This is a genomic window from Kitasatospora sp. NPDC056181, assembly GCF_042266225.1.
In the GTDB taxonomy this organism is placed as follows: Bacteria; Actinomycetota; Actinomycetes; order Streptomycetales; family Streptomycetaceae; genus Kitasatospora.
On the sequence record NZ_JBHJUK010000006.1, the window covers coordinates 1 to 14620 of the forward strand.

Here is a 14620-nt window from a genome sequence, read left to right on the forward strand (position 1 = left end):
GGGCCGGCCCGGTCGGGTCCTCCCGAGGCCCCTGGGGACGGGGAGCAGCAGGCCCGGCCGGTCCGCCGGGCCCTCACGAGCCGGCGGTGGCCGCCTCCAGGGTGGTCGCCATGACCGGGCTGGTGAAGGTGTTCGTCGCGTCCCCCGAGGAGGGGTGGTAGGAGCCCCACTTGAGGTAGTTGCGGTCGCCGTCCCAGGTGGTGCCCTTGAAGGTGCCCGAGCCGGTGGTGAAGGTCTGCTTCACACCGTCGAACCAGAAGTCGATGGTGCCGTTGGTGCGGCCCAGGCGGATCTTCAGCGCGTACGAGTGCCACTGGTTGTTGGCGGTCGGCGCGGTCCACAGCTGGTGCGCGACGTGGTCGACGTCCCACTCCTGGAGGCGGATCCGCCCGGTCGTCGCGTCGATCTCGATCGGGTGGTTCGCCGTGTCCGTGCTCGGCGAGCACTTGAGCTGGAAGACGTAACGGCTGTTCGAGTCCTTGATGTCCACCTTGGACGACCAGCCGAGGTAGAAGGTGTCGCCCTCCTTCAGGTCGGGGCCGACCGTCTCGCAGCGCTCCTCCCCCGCGGCCTGGAACGCCCGCCACACACTGCCCTTGACGGAGTCCTTGACGACGCCGAAGCCGCCCGCGGCGCACTGGACGGCGGCGAAGGAGGACGCTCCCTTGCTGGTGCTCGGGGTCCACAGGACCTTGCCCGCCGCGGCGGCGGAGCTGCTGGCGGTGGCCGAGCCGCAGGAGATCGCGAACGTGGTGAGGGCCATGAGGCCGACGGCGGTCTTGCGGTAGCGGGACAGGAACGACATGCGTCTCCCTGGGGATGAGTGGCCGGAAAGGACGCCGCCCGGGCCGGTCGGCCGGGACGCACGGAGCGATTCGACCACCTGACGGGCCGTCGGGCCAAGCGGGCCGGCCCGCAGCGGCCCTTTCGGGCACGTCCCCCGGCCGGCCGGGGGCACCGCGGCGGGGGCTGTGCGGACGCCCCGGGCGTACCGCACCACCCCCGCCGGGCGTACCGCTACCGGGTGCGCCGCTCCGCCCCGCCCGGTTCCCCGGAGTCCCCGGACTTCCCGGAGTTCCCGGCGTCCACGTCGCCCCCGTCGTCGGCGTCGTCCACGTCGTAGGAGGAGGTGCCCGCGTCCAGCAGCGGCTCCTCCGTCTTGAGGTGCGCGGGGGCCAGCGCCCGCAGCACGTGGTAGCCGGTGATGACGACCAGGGTGCCCAGCGCGATGCCGCTGAGACTGAAGGTGTCGGTGAACTTCAGGGTGACGTTGCCGATGCCGATGATGATGCCCGCGGCGGCCGGCACCAGGTTCAGCGGGTTGCGCAGGTCCACGTCGGACCTGATCCAGATCTGCGCGCCGAGCAGGCCGATCATGCCGTACAGGATGACGGTGATGCCGCCGAGCACCCCGCCGGGGATCGCGGCCACGACGGCGCCGAACTTCGGGCAGATGCCGAACAGCAGCGCGAAGCCGGCCGCGGCCCAGTAGGCGGCGGTGGAGTACACGCGGGTGGCCGCCATGACGCCGATGTTCTCGGAGTACGTGGTGTTCGGCGGGCCTCCGAGCGCGGTCGAGAGCATGGAGCCGACGCCGTCCGCGGAGATCGCGGTACCGAGCTTGTCGTCCAGCGTCCGGCCGGTCATCTCCCCCACGGCCTTGACGTGCCCGGCGTTCTCCGCGACCAGCGCGATCACCACGGGCAGGGCCACCAGGATCGCGGACCACTGGAAGGAGGGGCCGTGGAAGGCGGGCAGGCCGAGCCAGTCCGCCTGGCCGACGCCCGACAGGTCCAAGCGCCAGTGGTCGGTGGCGTGCCCGCTCGCGTCCACCGAGTGGATCTTCCCGAAGACCCGGTCGAGCAGCCACGAGATCCCGTAGCCGAAGAGCAGCCCGAGGAAGATCGCCACGCGCGACCAGAAGCCGCGCAGGCACACCACCGCCAGCCCGGTGAACAGCATCACCAGCAGCGCCGTCCACTGGTCCTGCGGCCAGTAGGTCGAGGCGGTGACGGGCGCGAGGTTGAAGCCGATCAGCATGACGACGGCGCCGGTGACGATCGGCGGCATCGCCGCGTGGATGATCCGCGCCCCGAACCGCTGGACGGCGAGGCCCACCAGGAACAGCGCCACACCCACCACGAACACGGCACCGGTGACCGTCGCACTGGTGCCGCCCTGAGCCCGGATCACCGCGGCCACACCGACGAAGGACAGCGAGCAGCCGAGGTAGCTGGGCACCTGACCGCGGGTCGCCAGCAGGAAGATGACGGTCGCGACGCCGGACATCATGATCGCCAGGTTGGGGTCGAGCCCCATCAGCACGGGCGCCACGAAGCTCGCGCCGAACATCGCCACCACGTGCTGGGCGCCGAGCCCCGCCGTTCGGGGCCAGGAGAGTCGTTCGTCGGGGCGGACGACCGCTCCCGGTGCGGGCGTCCGCCCGTCACCGTGCAGCTTCCAGCGCACGCCGAGATCCATGGGGGAGATCGCTTTCTCTGTACTTCGGGTGGAACCTTCCGCACCATTCTCCGGGCCACCGGATCCCCCGTACGCCACCGCCCCCCGGCTCCCGGCCTGCGCACGCATGCGGCGCGGGCGGAGTGAGGCCGCGTCAGGGGCGGACGGATCCCGCAGCGCCGGCCACCCTGAGCACCAGCGGTGGCCGGACCGGCCGGCCTCAAGGCCCGCCCGACGAGCGGTCCGGCGGGCGGTCCGGCACGGCGTCCGACGTACGGCGGTACGGGCGGTCCGGTGCCGGACCGCCCGTACCGCCGGACGCCATGACGCGGTGGCGGACTACCGCCTCGGTCCTGCCACGGCGTACGCCACCGTGCCGGTCGCCAACAGGGCCCACGCGATCGCGGCGGACGCCGACGTACCCGAGGGAAAGAGCATCCAGTGGACCACCTCTCCCACCCTGCCGTCCGGAACCGGGACGAGGAGCGTGACCGCGAGCCACGCGGTCGGCGGGGTCCACGCGAACTGGGCCCCGAACAGCGCCGCCCCGAGCGCGGCCAGGCCGACCAGGCCCGCGCTGTCCCGGACGACGACCGCGGTGGGGGCGAGCTCCACGCCCACCGTCTGGACGGTCAGCAGGGCCAGGCCGGCGGCCGCACCGATCAGCAGCACGTGCGCCGCCCGGCGGGGCATCCACCGGATCGCCGCCGTCCGCTCCAGCGCGACGTCCCACCCGCCGAGCCCGGCCGAGGCGGCCGCCACGTTCGCGGTGAGGACGAGGACTGCCGTTCCCAGGTCCATCGGGCCCGGGCTGTGCAGCACCCACAGCGCCAGCGAGACCAGCGCGATCGCGGCGGCCGAGCCGGGCACCTGCCGTGAACGGGCGTACAGGGTCAGCCACCTCATCGGGCCGCCTCCCCCGCCAGCAGCAGGAACTGACCGTGCCGCGAACAGGAGAGGGCGCCGGCCCGCAGCTGGACGATCCGGGAGCGCTGCTCGGCCGCTGACACCGCCGACAGCTTCTGCCAGGCCGCGTCGGCGTCCGCCCAGGTCTTCTCCGAGTACACGTCGGTGCCCCTCTCCTGCAGTGGTCGGAGCTGGGAGTCGTGGAGCGCCCAGCTCACGGCGATGCTCTGGAGGGCGACGTCGTCGCTCCCCCCGCCCTCCCGGTCGCTGTACCCGTGGCAGTTCGGTGCCAGCCCCTGGGAGATCAGTGCGCGGGTCAGTGCCTCACCCTTCGCCTCAGCGAACAGCCGCTCGTCGAAGTCGACCAGCACCACGTCGCCGGAGAGCTCGCGGTCCCCGCCGAGCGCGCGCAGCCTGGTGTCCTCCCGCACCGTGTTCGGTGCCTGGTCGCCCAGGACGCCGCGCAGCACGCGCAGCGCCTCCGTGCTGCGCAGCGCGAGCTCGGGCAGGCGTGAGCGGTTCGCCTGCGTCACGCACACCGGCCCGTCGCAGACCGGGGCGGCGGCGGCCTTGTCGACGACGTAGGTGTCGCGGGCAGCGGCCGGCAGGACCAGCAGGGCCAGGGCCGCGCCGACCAGGACGGGGACCACCCCGAGCAACCGGGCCCGGCGGGTCACGGCCGAGAACAGGACGAAGCCGGTGGCGAGCAGGCCGAGCAGCCAGAGCGTCTGGCCGAGGTGCACGCGGCCGGACAGGGTCAGCAGCATCTCCCGCGGCTCCACGACCGTCGGGGACAGCTGGGCGAGCCGGTTCGGCGCGATGCCCGCCGGCACTTCCCCGTCACCGCCCTGCCGCAGGAGGAGGCCCGTCATCATGAGGAACAGCACCACGAGGGCCGGCGGGGTGAGCACGGAGGGCAGGGCCCGCGCCACGCCCATGCCGAACACGGCCCCCGCAACGAGGGCCAGGGCCGCCACGAGCGAGATCGGCAGCCAGCCGAGCGCCGTGTAGGTGGTCCGGCCGAGGGCCACCTGGACTCCGCCCACGAGGATCAGGAGCCCGAAGCCCGACGCCAGCGCGAGCGCGATCGCACCGGTCGGCACCGCCGCACGGCGCCAGGCCGGCAGCGGCGTGGTCGCCAGCAGCTCGGCCGTCCGCGAGCGGGACTCGCGCAGCCCGTACACCGCCCCCATGCCCACCACGAGCGGCCACCAGAAGGCCAGCAGGTACCGGGTCCACATGGCCATGGTGGTCCACTGGGCCGTCCACCCCGCGGTGCCCCTCCACCAGATCCCGTCGATCAGGCAGAAGACCGCCAGGCTGCCGCCCAGGACGACGACACCGGCCCACGGGGCGACGGAGCGCTTCAGTTCGATGCGCAGGACACGTCCGTTCACCAGTTGCCTCCCGGACGGCCGGAGTCGCTGAGCAGCGCCGAGTAGCCGCGCTCCAGCGGGCTGTCGCCCGGGTGCTCGGTCCCGCCCGCCGCGGCCAGCTGCTCGGGCGTGCCCTGGAAGACGAGGCGGCCGTCGGCGAAGAGCACCACGTCGGAGCAGGCGGCCGCGACGTCCTCGACCAGGTGGGTGGAGACGACCACGCAGGTGTCCCGGCCCAGTTCCTGCAGCAGTTCGCGGAAGCGCAGTCGCTGCGCCGGGTCCAGGCCGGCCGTCGGCTCGTCCAGGAGCAGCACCGCGGGGTCGTTGACGATGGCCTGGGCGATGCCGGCCCGCCGCACCATGCCGCCGGACAGGGTCTTCATCCGGTGGTCGGCGCGGTCCGCCAGACCCACCCGTTCCACGGCCCGCTGGACGGCCGCGGGGACCTCCGCCTTCGGCACCTCCTTCAACCAGGCCATGTACTCGACGAACTCACGCACCGTGAAGCGCTTGTAGTAGCCGAAGTCCTGCGGCAGGTAGCCGATCCGGCGACGCAGGGCCCGGTGGTCGGCCAGCCCGCCGGCGGCGGTGCCGAGCAGCTCCAGTTCACCCTCGGTGGGGCGCAGCACGGTGGCCAGGGTGCGGATCAGGGTGGTCTTACCGGCTCCGTTGGGCCCCAGGAGGCCGTGGGTGCCGATGCCCAGGGAGAGGTCGAGCCCGTCGACGGCCATCTTCTTCCGGCCGACGCGGACTCTCAGGCCGGCGGCCCGGATCTCCCAGGCGTAGGTCTTCGGCGCGGTGTCGGCCACGCTCGTTTTGAGCGGCATGCAATGGTCCCTTCCGAGGGTCGGTGGTGGTTTCACAGCGTTGAGTACGCGTTCCTGCGGGCGATCACGGCGCCGGTGCCGAGTGCGAGGAGCAGTCCCCACAGGGGCAGCCGGTCGGACTCCAGGACGAGCTCCAGGGCGAGGGGGACGCGGCCGGTGGCCCAGGCGGGTGTCACGACGACGACGCCCCACGCGACCGCCAGCCCGGTGGCGGCGCGGGTCACACCGACCACGCTGCCCAACGCCAGGGCGGTGGAGGTGAAGGCCAGGGAGGGCAGCAGCCACTGCGCGGCCGTCATGGTCCCGCTCAGCCATCCCCCCACCAGGAGCCCGGGCAGGACCACCGCGAGGACCGCCGTGGTGCGCCGGAGGAGCAGGGGCAGGCCGGAGCGGGCGGTCGAGGCCGTCAGTTCGTACGCCGGGTCCAGGCCGCGCGACCACGACGCGGCGACGCCGAACAGCGGCAGCACGGGCGCGATCGGCACCAGGGGGGACGCGCCGCCGAAGAACGGCGGCGACGCGATCGCGTCCAGCAGCAGCGCCGCCAGGGTGACGATGCCGGTCATGGCCAGCCACGGGGCCATGACCGGCGTCAGCCAGGTCGAGACCCACCTCGGGCGGTACCGCCGCGAGGGCGCCCTGACGGCCGCGTCCAGTTGCGGTTCGAGACCGGCCCGGACGGTGCCGAGGAGCGCGGTGAGGTCGGGAGCCTCCGTGGCCACGGAGGCCGCCAGGTCGCTCCGGCACGGCGCGCACGTCTCCAGGTGGGCCTCCAGGGCCCACACCGTGTCCGCGGCCATCGCCGCGTCACCACGTGCGTAGTCGTCGATCAGCCGCCTCGACGGGTGTTCCCCGCTCCTGACGATCCGCTCGCTCATGCCAGCGCCTCCCGCATCGCGATCCGGGCCCGGCGGGCGCGGGTCTTGACCGTGCCTTCGGGCAGTCTGAGCAGGACGGCGGTCTCCCGGACGGAGAGCCCGTCGAGCACCGTGGCCTGCAGTACCTCGCGGAGTTCCGGGGCCAGTCGCCGCAGGGCGTCGCCGACGTCGCCGCCGACGGTCCCGGCGAGTGCCTCCTCCTCCGCCGCGGGCACCACCGCCCGCTCGGCGGCGGCGACCGGCGGTTCGGCGTGGTGGGCGCGGCGCCGGAAGGCGTCGACGAGGCGGCGCGCCGCGATCGTCCACAACCACCCGACGGCCGTCCCGCCGACCGCGCTCCCGGCGAACGCGTCGGCCGCGCGCCACACCGCCAGATAGGTCTCCTGCATGACCTCGGCGACGATCTGCTCGTCGGCGCAGCGGCGGCGCAACCGCACCGCCAGCCACGGCGACGTGCGCCGGTACAACTCGTCGAACGCCCCTCGGTCGCCCCTGGCCACCAGCTTGACGAGGCGTTCCTCGTCCAGCTCGTCCAGTGCTCTCCTGCGTGATCTCACACCAGCCAGACGCCGGATGCGGCGCGCAGGTTCTCCGTCCGCCGTGACCTGCGTCACAGTCGTCGACCCCGGCCGACGCGACCCCGGGGGCGACCTCGCGGCAGGTGCCGGGGAGTCGGGGCTCCCCCAATCCGGACGCCCACCGGACCACGGCCGCGCGGGGCCGCACGTCGCGGCGAATGCGGTGGCGCCGCCGGCACGCTGGTGGGGGCGGGGCCCGATCCAGGAAGCTGGTGGCATGCGAAACGATCACGTCGACACCGGGCCGGACGCGCCGGAGCAGTCCGCCGCGGCCCCGGGGTACCGCCGTTCGGCAAGCTCCCCGCGCGGGCAGGCGCGCCGGGAGGAGCTGTTGAAGCTGGTCACCGCCGACATCGCCGAGCAGGGCCTGGTCGGCTTCTCGCTACGGCGCGCGGCGAAGGCGGCGGGCACGACGCACAAGGTCCTGCTCTACCACTTCCCGAGCGCGGAGGACCTTTTGCGGGAGGCCGTGGAACGGCTTCGCGCCCGGCGGGTCGACCGCGGGCTCGCGGCGGGGCGGGCCGCGCCGACGAGCCTGGCCGAGCGGGTACGCGCGATCTGGCCGCTGCTGTCCGGTCCGGACGAGGGGGCGCGCGCCCTGGACCAGGCGCTGGGCCTGGCCATGTACGACCCGGAGCGGCACGGTTCGCTCGCCCTGGACGCGACGTCCTCGATCCTGCCGGCGCTGCGTGCGCTGTGCCCCGCCGACTGGGAGGAGCGGCGCAGGCAGGAGGTCGCCGAGCTGATCCTGGCAGCGCTGCGCGGATTGCTCGTGCAACGGCGCATCGGCGGGCCGCAGGACACGGGCGAGGCCGGCTTCGCGGCGCTCCTGCGGATGCTGGAGCGGGAGGAGGCGGCCGGAGAGAGGGGCTGACCAGGGCGGATCCCGACGACCGGGACCGTGGCCGACGGTGCGGTCGACCAATTGCGAACCATGTGGTTCACTTTTTATGACGGTCCTTCACGGTCGATCCGCTCCGTTCCCGGAGGTCAGCATGAGCACCGATGGCGTCCCCCTCCAGCCCGGCCGGCCCACTCCGCCCCCGCCCCGCGTCGCCGTGCGCCTGCGCAGCGGCCCGGTCGAGCTCGCGGCCTGGCACTATCCGGGCACCACCGGCGCTTGCGTGGTGATGGCCGGGGGCTTCGCGGTCACGAAGGAGCCGGCCACCGACCGGTTCGCCGCACGCTTCCACGCAGCGGGGCTGAGCGTGCTCGCGTTCGACTACCGGCGCCTGGGCGGGAGCGGCGGCAGCCCGCGGCAGGTCGTACACGTCCGCGAGGCGCTCGACGACTGGAGCGCCGCCGTGGAGCACGCGCGGACGCTTCCCGGCGTCGACGGCGACCGGATCGCGGCCTGGGGGTTCTCCGCGTCGGCCGGCCACATCTTCGCGCTCGCCGCGCGCGACCGGCGCCTGGCGGCGGCCGTCGCGCAGTCGGCGAACGCGGGCGGGCCGGCCGCGACGAGCCACGCGATGGCGTTCCAGCACAAGGGCACGGCGCTCCGGGTGCTCGGCCTGGGCCTGCTCGACGCGGCGGGCGGCCTGGTCGGCCGGGAGCCGCTCCTGATCCCGCTGGGCGGGAGGCCGGGCGAGGTCGCGGCGCTGACCACGCCGGACGTGCCGGACGGCGTGCGCGCGCTGGGCGCCGAGGCCGGGTACCCGGACTGGCCCCAGGTGGTGGCCGCGCGCTCGGTGCTCACCCTGGGCACCTACCGGCCGGGACGGCACGCGCCGCGCATCGCCTGCCCGCTGCTCGTGGTCGTGTGCGAGGACGACCACTCCGCACTGCCGGCCGCGGCCGAGCGCGTCGCCCGCCGGGCCCCGCGCGGCGAACTGGTGCGCCTGCCCGGAGGCCACTACGCGCCATTCCTCGCCGCACACGAGCAGGCCGTGGCGGCGCACCTGGACTTCCTCCGCCGCCACCTGAACCTGGCCGACCCGGAGGAGCCCCGTCGGACGCGCCCTGGGACCGACAAGACCGTCCCGGCCCGACCCGGAACGTGACCGCTGCGGCCGCTCCGACCGCCGTGCAGTGGGAGCATTCTGACGATCCGTCAGACCAGAGGTCGACCGAAGGGCCGGTTCGTGACGGGGCGGGCCGGCGCGGCACCGCTGCGGTCAACGGGCCGTTACGTGCAGGATCTCCTTCACGATCGTCCCGGTGGCACCCACGACGTGGGCGACGGCCCCGGCCGCGAGGAGCAGGGAGCCGAGCAGGATCCAGCCACCCGGTCCGCTGACCGCCCGGGCCTCCGGGCCGGCCGACCTCGAATCACCGCTCGCCTGCCCCGGTGACCGCACGAGCTCCTTCATGATGTGTTCCGCCCCGATCACGGCATGGGCGGCTCCGGCCAACGCCATGCCGGCGACACCGATGGCCACCCACCCTGCTCGGCCGATCTCGTCCATCGCTCTCACCGTCCTCCGGCGAGGCGCAGCGGGAAAGCGCCTCTCCTTCGCGTCGCCTCGATCCTCGCACCTGCACGCACCCGGCCGCCACAGCCGACCGGCCCGCCCACCGGGGCCACTGGACCCAGTCGGCCGGCGGGCGCGACGACGGGGCCGTCCCACCCCGGCGGAGCCACCGTCGCCGGCGGAGCGCCGGACGGCACCCGCCGGAGTAGCAGCCGTACCGCGGTCGTGCGAACTTGGTGGAGGAGATCTCCGACCGGGTCGCACGGAAACGGGCGACGGATCTATCCGAAGGAGCCCGATCATGGCGAGCAACGTCAGCCGGAAGCCGTTCGCGACCGGCTGGACCACCTTCGCAGCCTGCCTGATGATCTTCGGCGGGGCGATGGCCGTCCTTGAGGGGATCGGCGCCATCGTCAACGACGAGCGCTACGTCATCACCGGCAACTACGTCTACAAGTTCAACGTCACCGGCTGGGGCTGGCTGCACCTCATCCTGGGCCTGCTCATCGTGGTGGCGGGCTTCATGCTCTTCACCGGCGCGATGTGGGCACGGATCCTCGGTGTGGTCGCCGCAGGGCTGAACATGATCGTCAACTTCCTGTGGCTGCCCTACTACCCCTTCTGGGCCATCGTCCTGATCGCCATCGACATCTTCGTCATCTGGGCCCTGACGGCAGGCACGCACCGGGAGGCCACCGCGTAGACGGCGGGTCGCCGCCGGGCCGGGTCCATGGCCGGCCCGGCGCCGTCCGTTCGGCAGGCGGTCCACCGACCGCCTGCTCCGGCGGCCGCCGCCCGACCGCTCCGGCACACCGGCCGGGGCCGTTCAGGCGGGCGAGACGGCGACCCCGAGGGAGTCGGCCCCCATCGGCTTCGGGGCGCCCTTCTCGTAGAACACGTCGAGATCGGTGATGACGAAGCCCGCGCCGGTCAGCAGATCGGCGACCGGACGGGTCAGGTGGCACCCGGCGAACAACCGCTGCTCCAACGGGTCGAGGCGCCGCTGCCAGCGGCGCACGGCCTCGTCCCCCTCCGGGGCCAGACCGTGCTCGACGAAGTGCAGCGTCCCGCCGGGCCTGAGCACGCGCCGCACCTCGTGCAGGGCCGCCTCGACGTCCGGGACGGTGCACAGCGTCCAGGTCGACAGCGCCGCGTCGAAGCAGTGGTCCGGGAACGGCAGCACCTGACCGTCCAGGCCGCCGCGCTCGACCGGGACGGGGGTCGCCGCCAACCGGTCGGCCGCCAGCTTCCAGCCCACCTCGGAGGGGTCCACCGCGGTCACCCGGGTCACGGCCGCCGGATAGAACGGGACGTTCAGCCCCGAGCCGAACCCGATCTCCAGGACATCGCCCTCAAGCCCCTCGCAGACCCTCCGCCGCAGGTGCGCGGCCTCCTTCGTCCCGCATACGACGTTGACGATCCGCGGCACCACCTGATCGGCGTAGAACCCCATGGCGGCCTCCAGCCCTCAGGACCAGTCTGGCACCGGGCCGGTCCGCCCGGTACCCCGTGGCCGGGCCGCACGGCGCGGGGCCCGACGGGCCCGTCGGGCCGGGGGAAGGTCAGCGGACGTCAGGCCCGGAGCCCGACGGGCGTCATGCCCAGAGCACCTCGCCGAGGGTGCCGCCCTCCCGGGCGCCCGGGAGGACGTACGCGACGGCCGAAGCGGTGTGTTCGAGGTGGGGGTTCAGGGCGTCGCGGGCAGCGAGGCGGGACTGGACGCGGGAGAACTGGGCGGGGTCGCGCACGAAGGCGCAGAAGAGGAGGCCCCGGTCGGCCGGTCCGTCGTCGTAGCTGTAGCCGCGGCGGAGCATCCGGGCGCCGCCGTCGAGGCGGGGGCTGGTGAGGCGGACGTGAGCGGTGGCGGGGATGACGTAGGAGCCGTCCGGGTTCTTGGTGTAGATGTCCGGCTCGTCGTGCTCGGCGGTGCCGGTGAGCGGGGCGCCGTCGCCGATCCGCCGGCCCATCGCCAGGTTCTTCCGGTCCTCGGGGAGGGCCGCGAAGGCGGCGGTGTCCATGCGGATGCGCCGGTAGACCAGGACGGTGCCGTTCTCGTGCGGCCCGGGCGGGCCCCAGACCCACTGCCGGGCGGCCGCGTCGTCCGGGTTGGCCGTGCCGTCCTTGAAGCCGAAGAGGTTGCGCGGGGTGGTGCCCGGGGCCGTCGGCGGCAGGAACCCGGATTGCGACCAGCGCGGTGCGGCACCGGCGGCCCGGGCCGCCGACCCGGCGAGCTCGGCGACGACGGCCAGTGTCCAGTGGTCGGCGGCGCACACCTGCAGCAGCAGGTCGCCGCCGCCGCGCGCCGGGTCGAGCCGGTCGCCGGGGAACGGCGGCAGGTCCTCCAGCCGGGCCGGGACGTTGAGCCCCAGCCGGGTGGCGAGCGCCGGGCCGACACCGACCAGGGAGGTGAGCCGGGTCGTGCCGCCGCCCTGCAACCGCGGGTCGGCCGGCGCGTCGGACGCCGCGGACGACAGGGTCCGGGTGAGTGCGTCGAGGAGCGCGCGCAGGGCCTCCCGGTCCGCGGCGGCGGAGGTCTGCGGGAGGTCGAAGGCGATCAGCTGTGTGGCGGCGGGCTGGGGGGACGTCACCCCGGCCTGCCGGGCACCGTGGAAGGGGACCGCGGCCTCCGGGGGCGGTCCGCCGGTGGCGCCGCGGTGGCCGGACGTGCGGTCGCCGCCCGCCAGTTCGCCGACCGCCGCGCCGATCCCGGCGGCGAGGACCCCTCCGGCGGCGAGCAGTGCCCTCCGCCGCCCGACACCGGTCACGGCGGGCCCGGTCGACGGCTGCGCGTTTTCCGGTTCGGTAGGCATGCGCCCTATTGGAGACGATAGAACACTTGCCATGCAAATCATGCCTTCTGACGATCCGTTGACCTCGGCGGCCGCCCGGCCGCCGGCGTTCCGGGCGGCCGCCCTGCGACGCCTGCCTGCCCTGGTCGTGTCGGTCGCCCTGGCAGCCGCCGGGTGCTCCTCCGGCGGTTCGGGCTCCGCGGACGCGGAGCACCCGGCCGGGAGCGTGCTCCGGGTGCCGGAGGACTTCCCCACCATCCAGAAGGCCGTGGACGTCGCCCGGGAGGGCGAGACGGTGCTGGTCGGCCCGGGTGTCTACCGCGAGAGCGTACGCGTGGCCAAGGCCCGCATCGTCCTGCGCGGGACGGACCGCAACTCCGTGGTCCTCGACGGGGGGCTGCGGCTCGTCAACGGCGTCACCGTCACCGGCCCGGGCTCGGTGGTGGAGAACCTCACCGTCCACGGGTACCTCGCCAACGGAGTCCTGTTCACCGGGGTCACCGACGAGAAGCTGCAGCAGCACGGCGCGGGCGGGTCCGCGTACGACCCGCTGGACACCGCCCGCTTCCCGGTCGTCCAGGGCTTCCGGGCGACCCGGGTGACGGCCTACGACAACGGCCTGTACGGCATCTACGCCTTCGACGCCCGCGGCGGCGTGATCGAGGACTCCTACGCCTCCGGGCAGGCCGACTCCGGCATCTACGTCGGCCAGTGCAAGCCGTGCGACACCGTGGTGCGCGGCAACACGGTGGAGCGCAACGCGGTCGGCATCGAGCTGACCAACGCCTCGGACGGGCTGTCGGTGCTGGGCAACCGCGTGGTCGGCAACCGGGTCGGCGTCACGGTGAACTCCAACGACCTGGAGGCCCTCGCACCCCAGCACGGCGCGGTGATCGCGGGCAACGTCGTGGCCGACAACAACGCCGCCGACACCCCGGAACAGGCGGACGGGGGTTTCGGGATCGGGATCGGGATCGGCGGCGGAACGGCGAACCAGGTGCTCCGCAACCTCGTCCGGGGCAACCGCGCCGCCGGGGTGCTCGTCACCGATCCGCCGGGTCACCCGGCGAGCGGCAACCGCGTCGAGGGCAACCGCACGGACGGCAACGGCGCCGACCTCGTCCTGGCCTCCGCCGACCCGGGCAACTGCTTCACCGACAACCGGCCCACCGTCCAGAGCCCCGACGGCCTGGAGACGCTGGCCGGGTGCGGCGTCCAGGGGCGCGGGCCGCTGGCCGCCGGCCGCACGGCCCCGGTCCAGGCGCCACCCGGCATCCCCTTCAGCCAGGTGCAGGCCCCGCCCGCGCAGCCCTCGCTGCCCGACCCGACGGCTCCCGGCCGCCCGGCCACCGACCTGCCGGGAGCCGTCGACCCGAACGCCTACCGGCTCCCCGCCGATCCCGCCGACGCCCCCCAGAAGGTGGGCTGAGCACCGGGACACCGCCTCGGGTCACCTCCGCCGTCACCCCGTGAGCCACGGCGCCTCGGGCAGCTTCGCGTCGCCGTTGCGCCCGGAGAACTCCACGGTCGTCGGGGTGCCCAGGTCCGCCATCCGCATCGTCACCCGCCGCAGCGTGCCCTCGCCGTCGACCCAGTACGTCAGCGGCGAGCGCCCGGTGTCGGGCGCGGCTCCCTGGGCACGCGGTCCGGCGAACCGGTCGTAGTCCCGGCCGTCGATCCGGTCCCGGCCGAGCCAACGCGCACCCGACTGGGCGAGCAGCAGCGGGTTGTCGGGCCGGTCCGCGCCGAGCTGGACCATCAACCGGAGCCCGGCGTCCAGCGGATCCGCCGTGTACTGGCGCGGCGACCAGCCCGCCCGGGGGACGCGCTCGGCCTGCTGCCAGGGCGGCCCGGCGTCGCCCTCGGGCGCGGGGGCCAGGCCCAGGCCGCCGGCGTCCCAGACGATCAGACCGTGGTCGAGCGGGCCGTTCGCCCCGGTGACCTGGTAGCGGCCCGCACCCCGGCGGGTGCGGTGGTCCACGATCCCCTCGACCCTGACCTGTACGCCGCCGCCCTCCGCCGCCGTGAGCACCACCGCCACCGGAGCGGCCTGGTACAGGTTCAGCCGCGACAGGGCCAGCCGTGACGCCTCGTCGCCGGTCACCGGCCGCTCCGAGGTCTCGTCGGAGACGGTCCGGTAGGCGGCCAGTCCGCCGACCGCGAGGCCGCAGACCGCCACCGCGGCCAGTGTCCTGAGCCAGAGGGTCCGACGCGGCCCACGGCCGTCGGTCTTCGTCTTCCGGGCCATGCCGTTGCCTTCTCTCCTCGGTCGGTCACAACGGTCGGGGGGGGGGGGGGGGCGGCGGGGGGGGGCCCCCCCCCCCCGGGCCCGCCCCCCCGGGGGGGGGGCGGGGCGGGGTGGGGCCGGCGCGGCGGCGCCCGCCCCGGCCCC

15 protein-coding genes are annotated in these 14620 nt (G+C 74.5%); 4 read left to right on the plus strand and 11 right to left on the minus strand.

Translation table 11 applies throughout. The features are described 5' to 3' along the window. Positions 1-73: 73 nt before the first annotated feature. The 7 genes from ACFC1F_RS04435 to ACFC1F_RS04465 form a co-directional block, all read right to left on the minus strand. Positions 74-805 carry a heparin lyase I family protein gene (locus ACFC1F_RS04435; RefSeq protein ID WP_245205473.1) on the minus strand — a complete coding sequence of 244 codons (732 nt, stop codon included), beginning with the start codon at positions 803-805 and terminating at the stop codon, positions 74-76. Between the two features lie 212 nt (positions 806-1017). Beyond that, positions 1018-2481, minus strand: coding sequence for a uracil-xanthine permease family protein (locus tag ACFC1F_RS04440; protein WP_376155581.1), 1464 nt, complete (start codon positions 2479-2481; stop codon positions 1018-1020). A 318-nt stretch (positions 2482-2799) separates the two neighbouring features. Further along, complete coding sequence (locus tag ACFC1F_RS04445; RefSeq protein WP_209414977.1) at positions 2800-3366, minus strand: hypothetical protein; 567 nt, start codon at positions 3364-3366, stop codon at positions 2800-2802. Next, on the minus strand, positions 3363-4763 hold the full coding sequence (locus ACFC1F_RS04450; RefSeq protein WP_376155583.1) for a hypothetical protein: 1401 nt from the start codon (positions 4761-4763) through the stop codon (positions 3363-3365). Before ACFC1F_RS04450 ends, ACFC1F_RS04445 begins: the two co-directional genes overlap by 4 nt. Beyond that, positions 4760-5569 (minus strand): ABC transporter ATP-binding protein, encoded by an 810-nt coding sequence (locus tag ACFC1F_RS04455; RefSeq protein ID WP_376155584.1) that lies wholly within the window; start codon positions 5567-5569, stop codon positions 4760-4762. Before ACFC1F_RS04455 ends, ACFC1F_RS04450 begins: the two co-directional genes overlap by 4 nt. Positions 5570-5601: 32 nt before the next feature. After that, entirely contained in the window at positions 5602-6447 is an 846-nt protein-coding gene (locus tag ACFC1F_RS04460; RefSeq protein ID WP_376155585.1) for a zf-HC2 domain-containing protein, read from the minus strand. Further along, on the minus strand, positions 6444-7004 hold the full coding sequence (locus ACFC1F_RS04465) for an RNA polymerase sigma factor (RefSeq protein WP_174315578.1): 561 nt from the start codon (positions 7002-7004) through the stop codon (positions 6444-6446). Before ACFC1F_RS04465 ends, ACFC1F_RS04460 begins: the two co-directional genes overlap by 4 nt. A gap of 238 nt (positions 7005-7242) precedes the next feature. On the opposite strand from ACFC1F_RS04465, the gene ACFC1F_RS04470 reads away from it, so the two are divergent. Both ACFC1F_RS04470 and ACFC1F_RS04475 read left to right on the plus strand, forming a co-directional pair. Then, the gene (locus ACFC1F_RS04470; RefSeq protein WP_376155587.1) at positions 7243-7899 is read left to right on the plus strand and encodes a TetR family transcriptional regulator; all 657 of its coding nucleotides are present in this window, start codon (positions 7243-7245) and stop codon (positions 7897-7899) included. Positions 7900-8020: 121 nt separating this feature from the next. Further along, on the plus strand, positions 8021-9028 hold the full coding sequence (locus ACFC1F_RS04475) for an alpha/beta hydrolase (RefSeq protein WP_376155589.1): 1008 nt from the start codon (positions 8021-8023) through the stop codon (positions 9026-9028). 114 nt (positions 9029-9142) lie between these two features. On the opposite strand, the gene ACFC1F_RS04480 is transcribed toward ACFC1F_RS04475, so the two are convergent. After that, on the minus strand, positions 9143-9433 hold the full coding sequence (locus tag ACFC1F_RS04480) for a hypothetical protein (RefSeq protein ID WP_376155591.1): 291 nt from the start codon (positions 9431-9433) through the stop codon (positions 9143-9145). 307 nt (positions 9434-9740) lie between these two features. On the opposite strand from ACFC1F_RS04480, the gene ACFC1F_RS04485 reads away from it, so the two are divergent. After that, positions 9741-10142, plus strand: coding sequence for a hypothetical protein (locus tag ACFC1F_RS04485; RefSeq protein WP_209414971.1), 402 nt, complete (start codon positions 9741-9743; stop codon positions 10140-10142). A 123-nt stretch (positions 10143-10265) separates the two neighbouring features. On the opposite strand, the gene ACFC1F_RS04490 is transcribed toward ACFC1F_RS04485, so the two are convergent. Then, positions 10266-10892 (minus strand): class I SAM-dependent methyltransferase, encoded by a 627-nt coding sequence (locus tag ACFC1F_RS04490; RefSeq protein ID WP_209414970.1) that lies wholly within the window; start codon positions 10890-10892, stop codon positions 10266-10268. Between the two features lie 142 nt (positions 10893-11034). Next, the gene (locus tag ACFC1F_RS04495) at positions 11035-12249 is read right to left on the minus strand and encodes a Dyp-type peroxidase (RefSeq protein WP_376155594.1); all 1215 of its coding nucleotides are present in this window, start codon (positions 12247-12249) and stop codon (positions 11035-11037) included. Positions 12250-12289: 40 nt separating this feature from the next. Between ACFC1F_RS04495 and ACFC1F_RS04500 the strand changes: the two genes are divergently transcribed. Beyond that, complete coding sequence (locus tag ACFC1F_RS04500; protein WP_376155595.1) at positions 12290-13657, plus strand: nitrous oxide reductase family maturation protein NosD; 1368 nt, start codon at positions 12290-12292, stop codon at positions 13655-13657. Between the two features lie 33 nt (positions 13658-13690). Here ACFC1F_RS04500 and ACFC1F_RS04505 read toward each other — a convergent pair whose 3' ends face one another. After that, positions 13691-14476 carry a hypothetical protein gene (locus ACFC1F_RS04505; protein ID WP_376155597.1) on the minus strand — a complete coding sequence of 262 codons (786 nt, stop codon included), beginning with the start codon at positions 14474-14476 and terminating at the stop codon, positions 13691-13693. Between the last annotated feature and the right edge of the window lie 144 nt (positions 14477-14620).

What these genes read in the sequence shown, in the direction of transcription:
- ACFC1F_RS04440 (WP_376155581.1), bottom strand. Translation starts at nt 2,481, where the DNA reads ATGGATCTCGGCGTGCGCTGGAAGCTGCACGGTGACGGGCGGACGCCC.
- ACFC1F_RS04485 (WP_209414971.1), top strand. Translation starts at nt 9,741, where the DNA reads ATGGCGAGCAACGTCAGCCGGAAGCCGTTCGCGACCGGCTGGACCACC.
- ACFC1F_RS04470 (WP_376155587.1), top strand. Translation starts at nt 7,243, where the DNA reads ATGCGAAACGATCACGTCGACACCGGGCCGGACGCGCCGGAGCAGTCC.
- ACFC1F_RS04505 (WP_376155597.1), bottom strand. Translation starts at nt 14,476, where the DNA reads ATGGCCCGGAAGACGAAGACCGACGGCCGTGGGCCGCGTCGGACCCTC.
- ACFC1F_RS04435 (WP_245205473.1), bottom strand. Translation starts at nt 805, where the DNA reads ATGTCGTTCCTGTCCCGCTACCGCAAGACCGCCGTCGGCCTCATGGCC.
- ACFC1F_RS04500 (WP_376155595.1), top strand. Translation starts at nt 12,290, where the DNA reads ATGCCTTCTGACGATCCGTTGACCTCGGCGGCCGCCCGGCCGCCGGCG.
- ACFC1F_RS04480 (WP_376155591.1), bottom strand. Translation starts at nt 9,433, where the DNA reads ATGGACGAGATCGGCCGAGCAGGGTGGGTGGCCATCGGTGTCGCCGGC.
- ACFC1F_RS04490 (WP_209414970.1), bottom strand. Translation starts at nt 10,892, where the DNA reads ATGGGGTTCTACGCCGATCAGGTGGTGCCGCGGATCGTCAACGTCGTA.
- ACFC1F_RS04455 (WP_376155584.1), bottom strand. Translation starts at nt 5,569, where the DNA reads ATGCCGCTCAAAACGAGCGTGGCCGACACCGCGCCGAAGACCTACGCC.
- ACFC1F_RS04445 (WP_209414977.1), bottom strand. Translation starts at nt 3,366, where the DNA reads ATGAGGTGGCTGACCCTGTACGCCCGTTCACGGCAGGTGCCCGGCTCG.
- ACFC1F_RS04495 (WP_376155594.1), bottom strand. Translation starts at nt 12,249, where the DNA reads ATGCCTACCGAACCGGAAAACGCGCAGCCGTCGACCGGGCCCGCCGTG.
- ACFC1F_RS04460 (WP_376155585.1), bottom strand. Translation starts at nt 6,447, where the DNA reads ATGAGCGAGCGGATCGTCAGGAGCGGGGAACACCCGTCGAGGCGGCTG.
- ACFC1F_RS04475 (WP_376155589.1), top strand. Translation starts at nt 8,021, where the DNA reads ATGAGCACCGATGGCGTCCCCCTCCAGCCCGGCCGGCCCACTCCGCCC.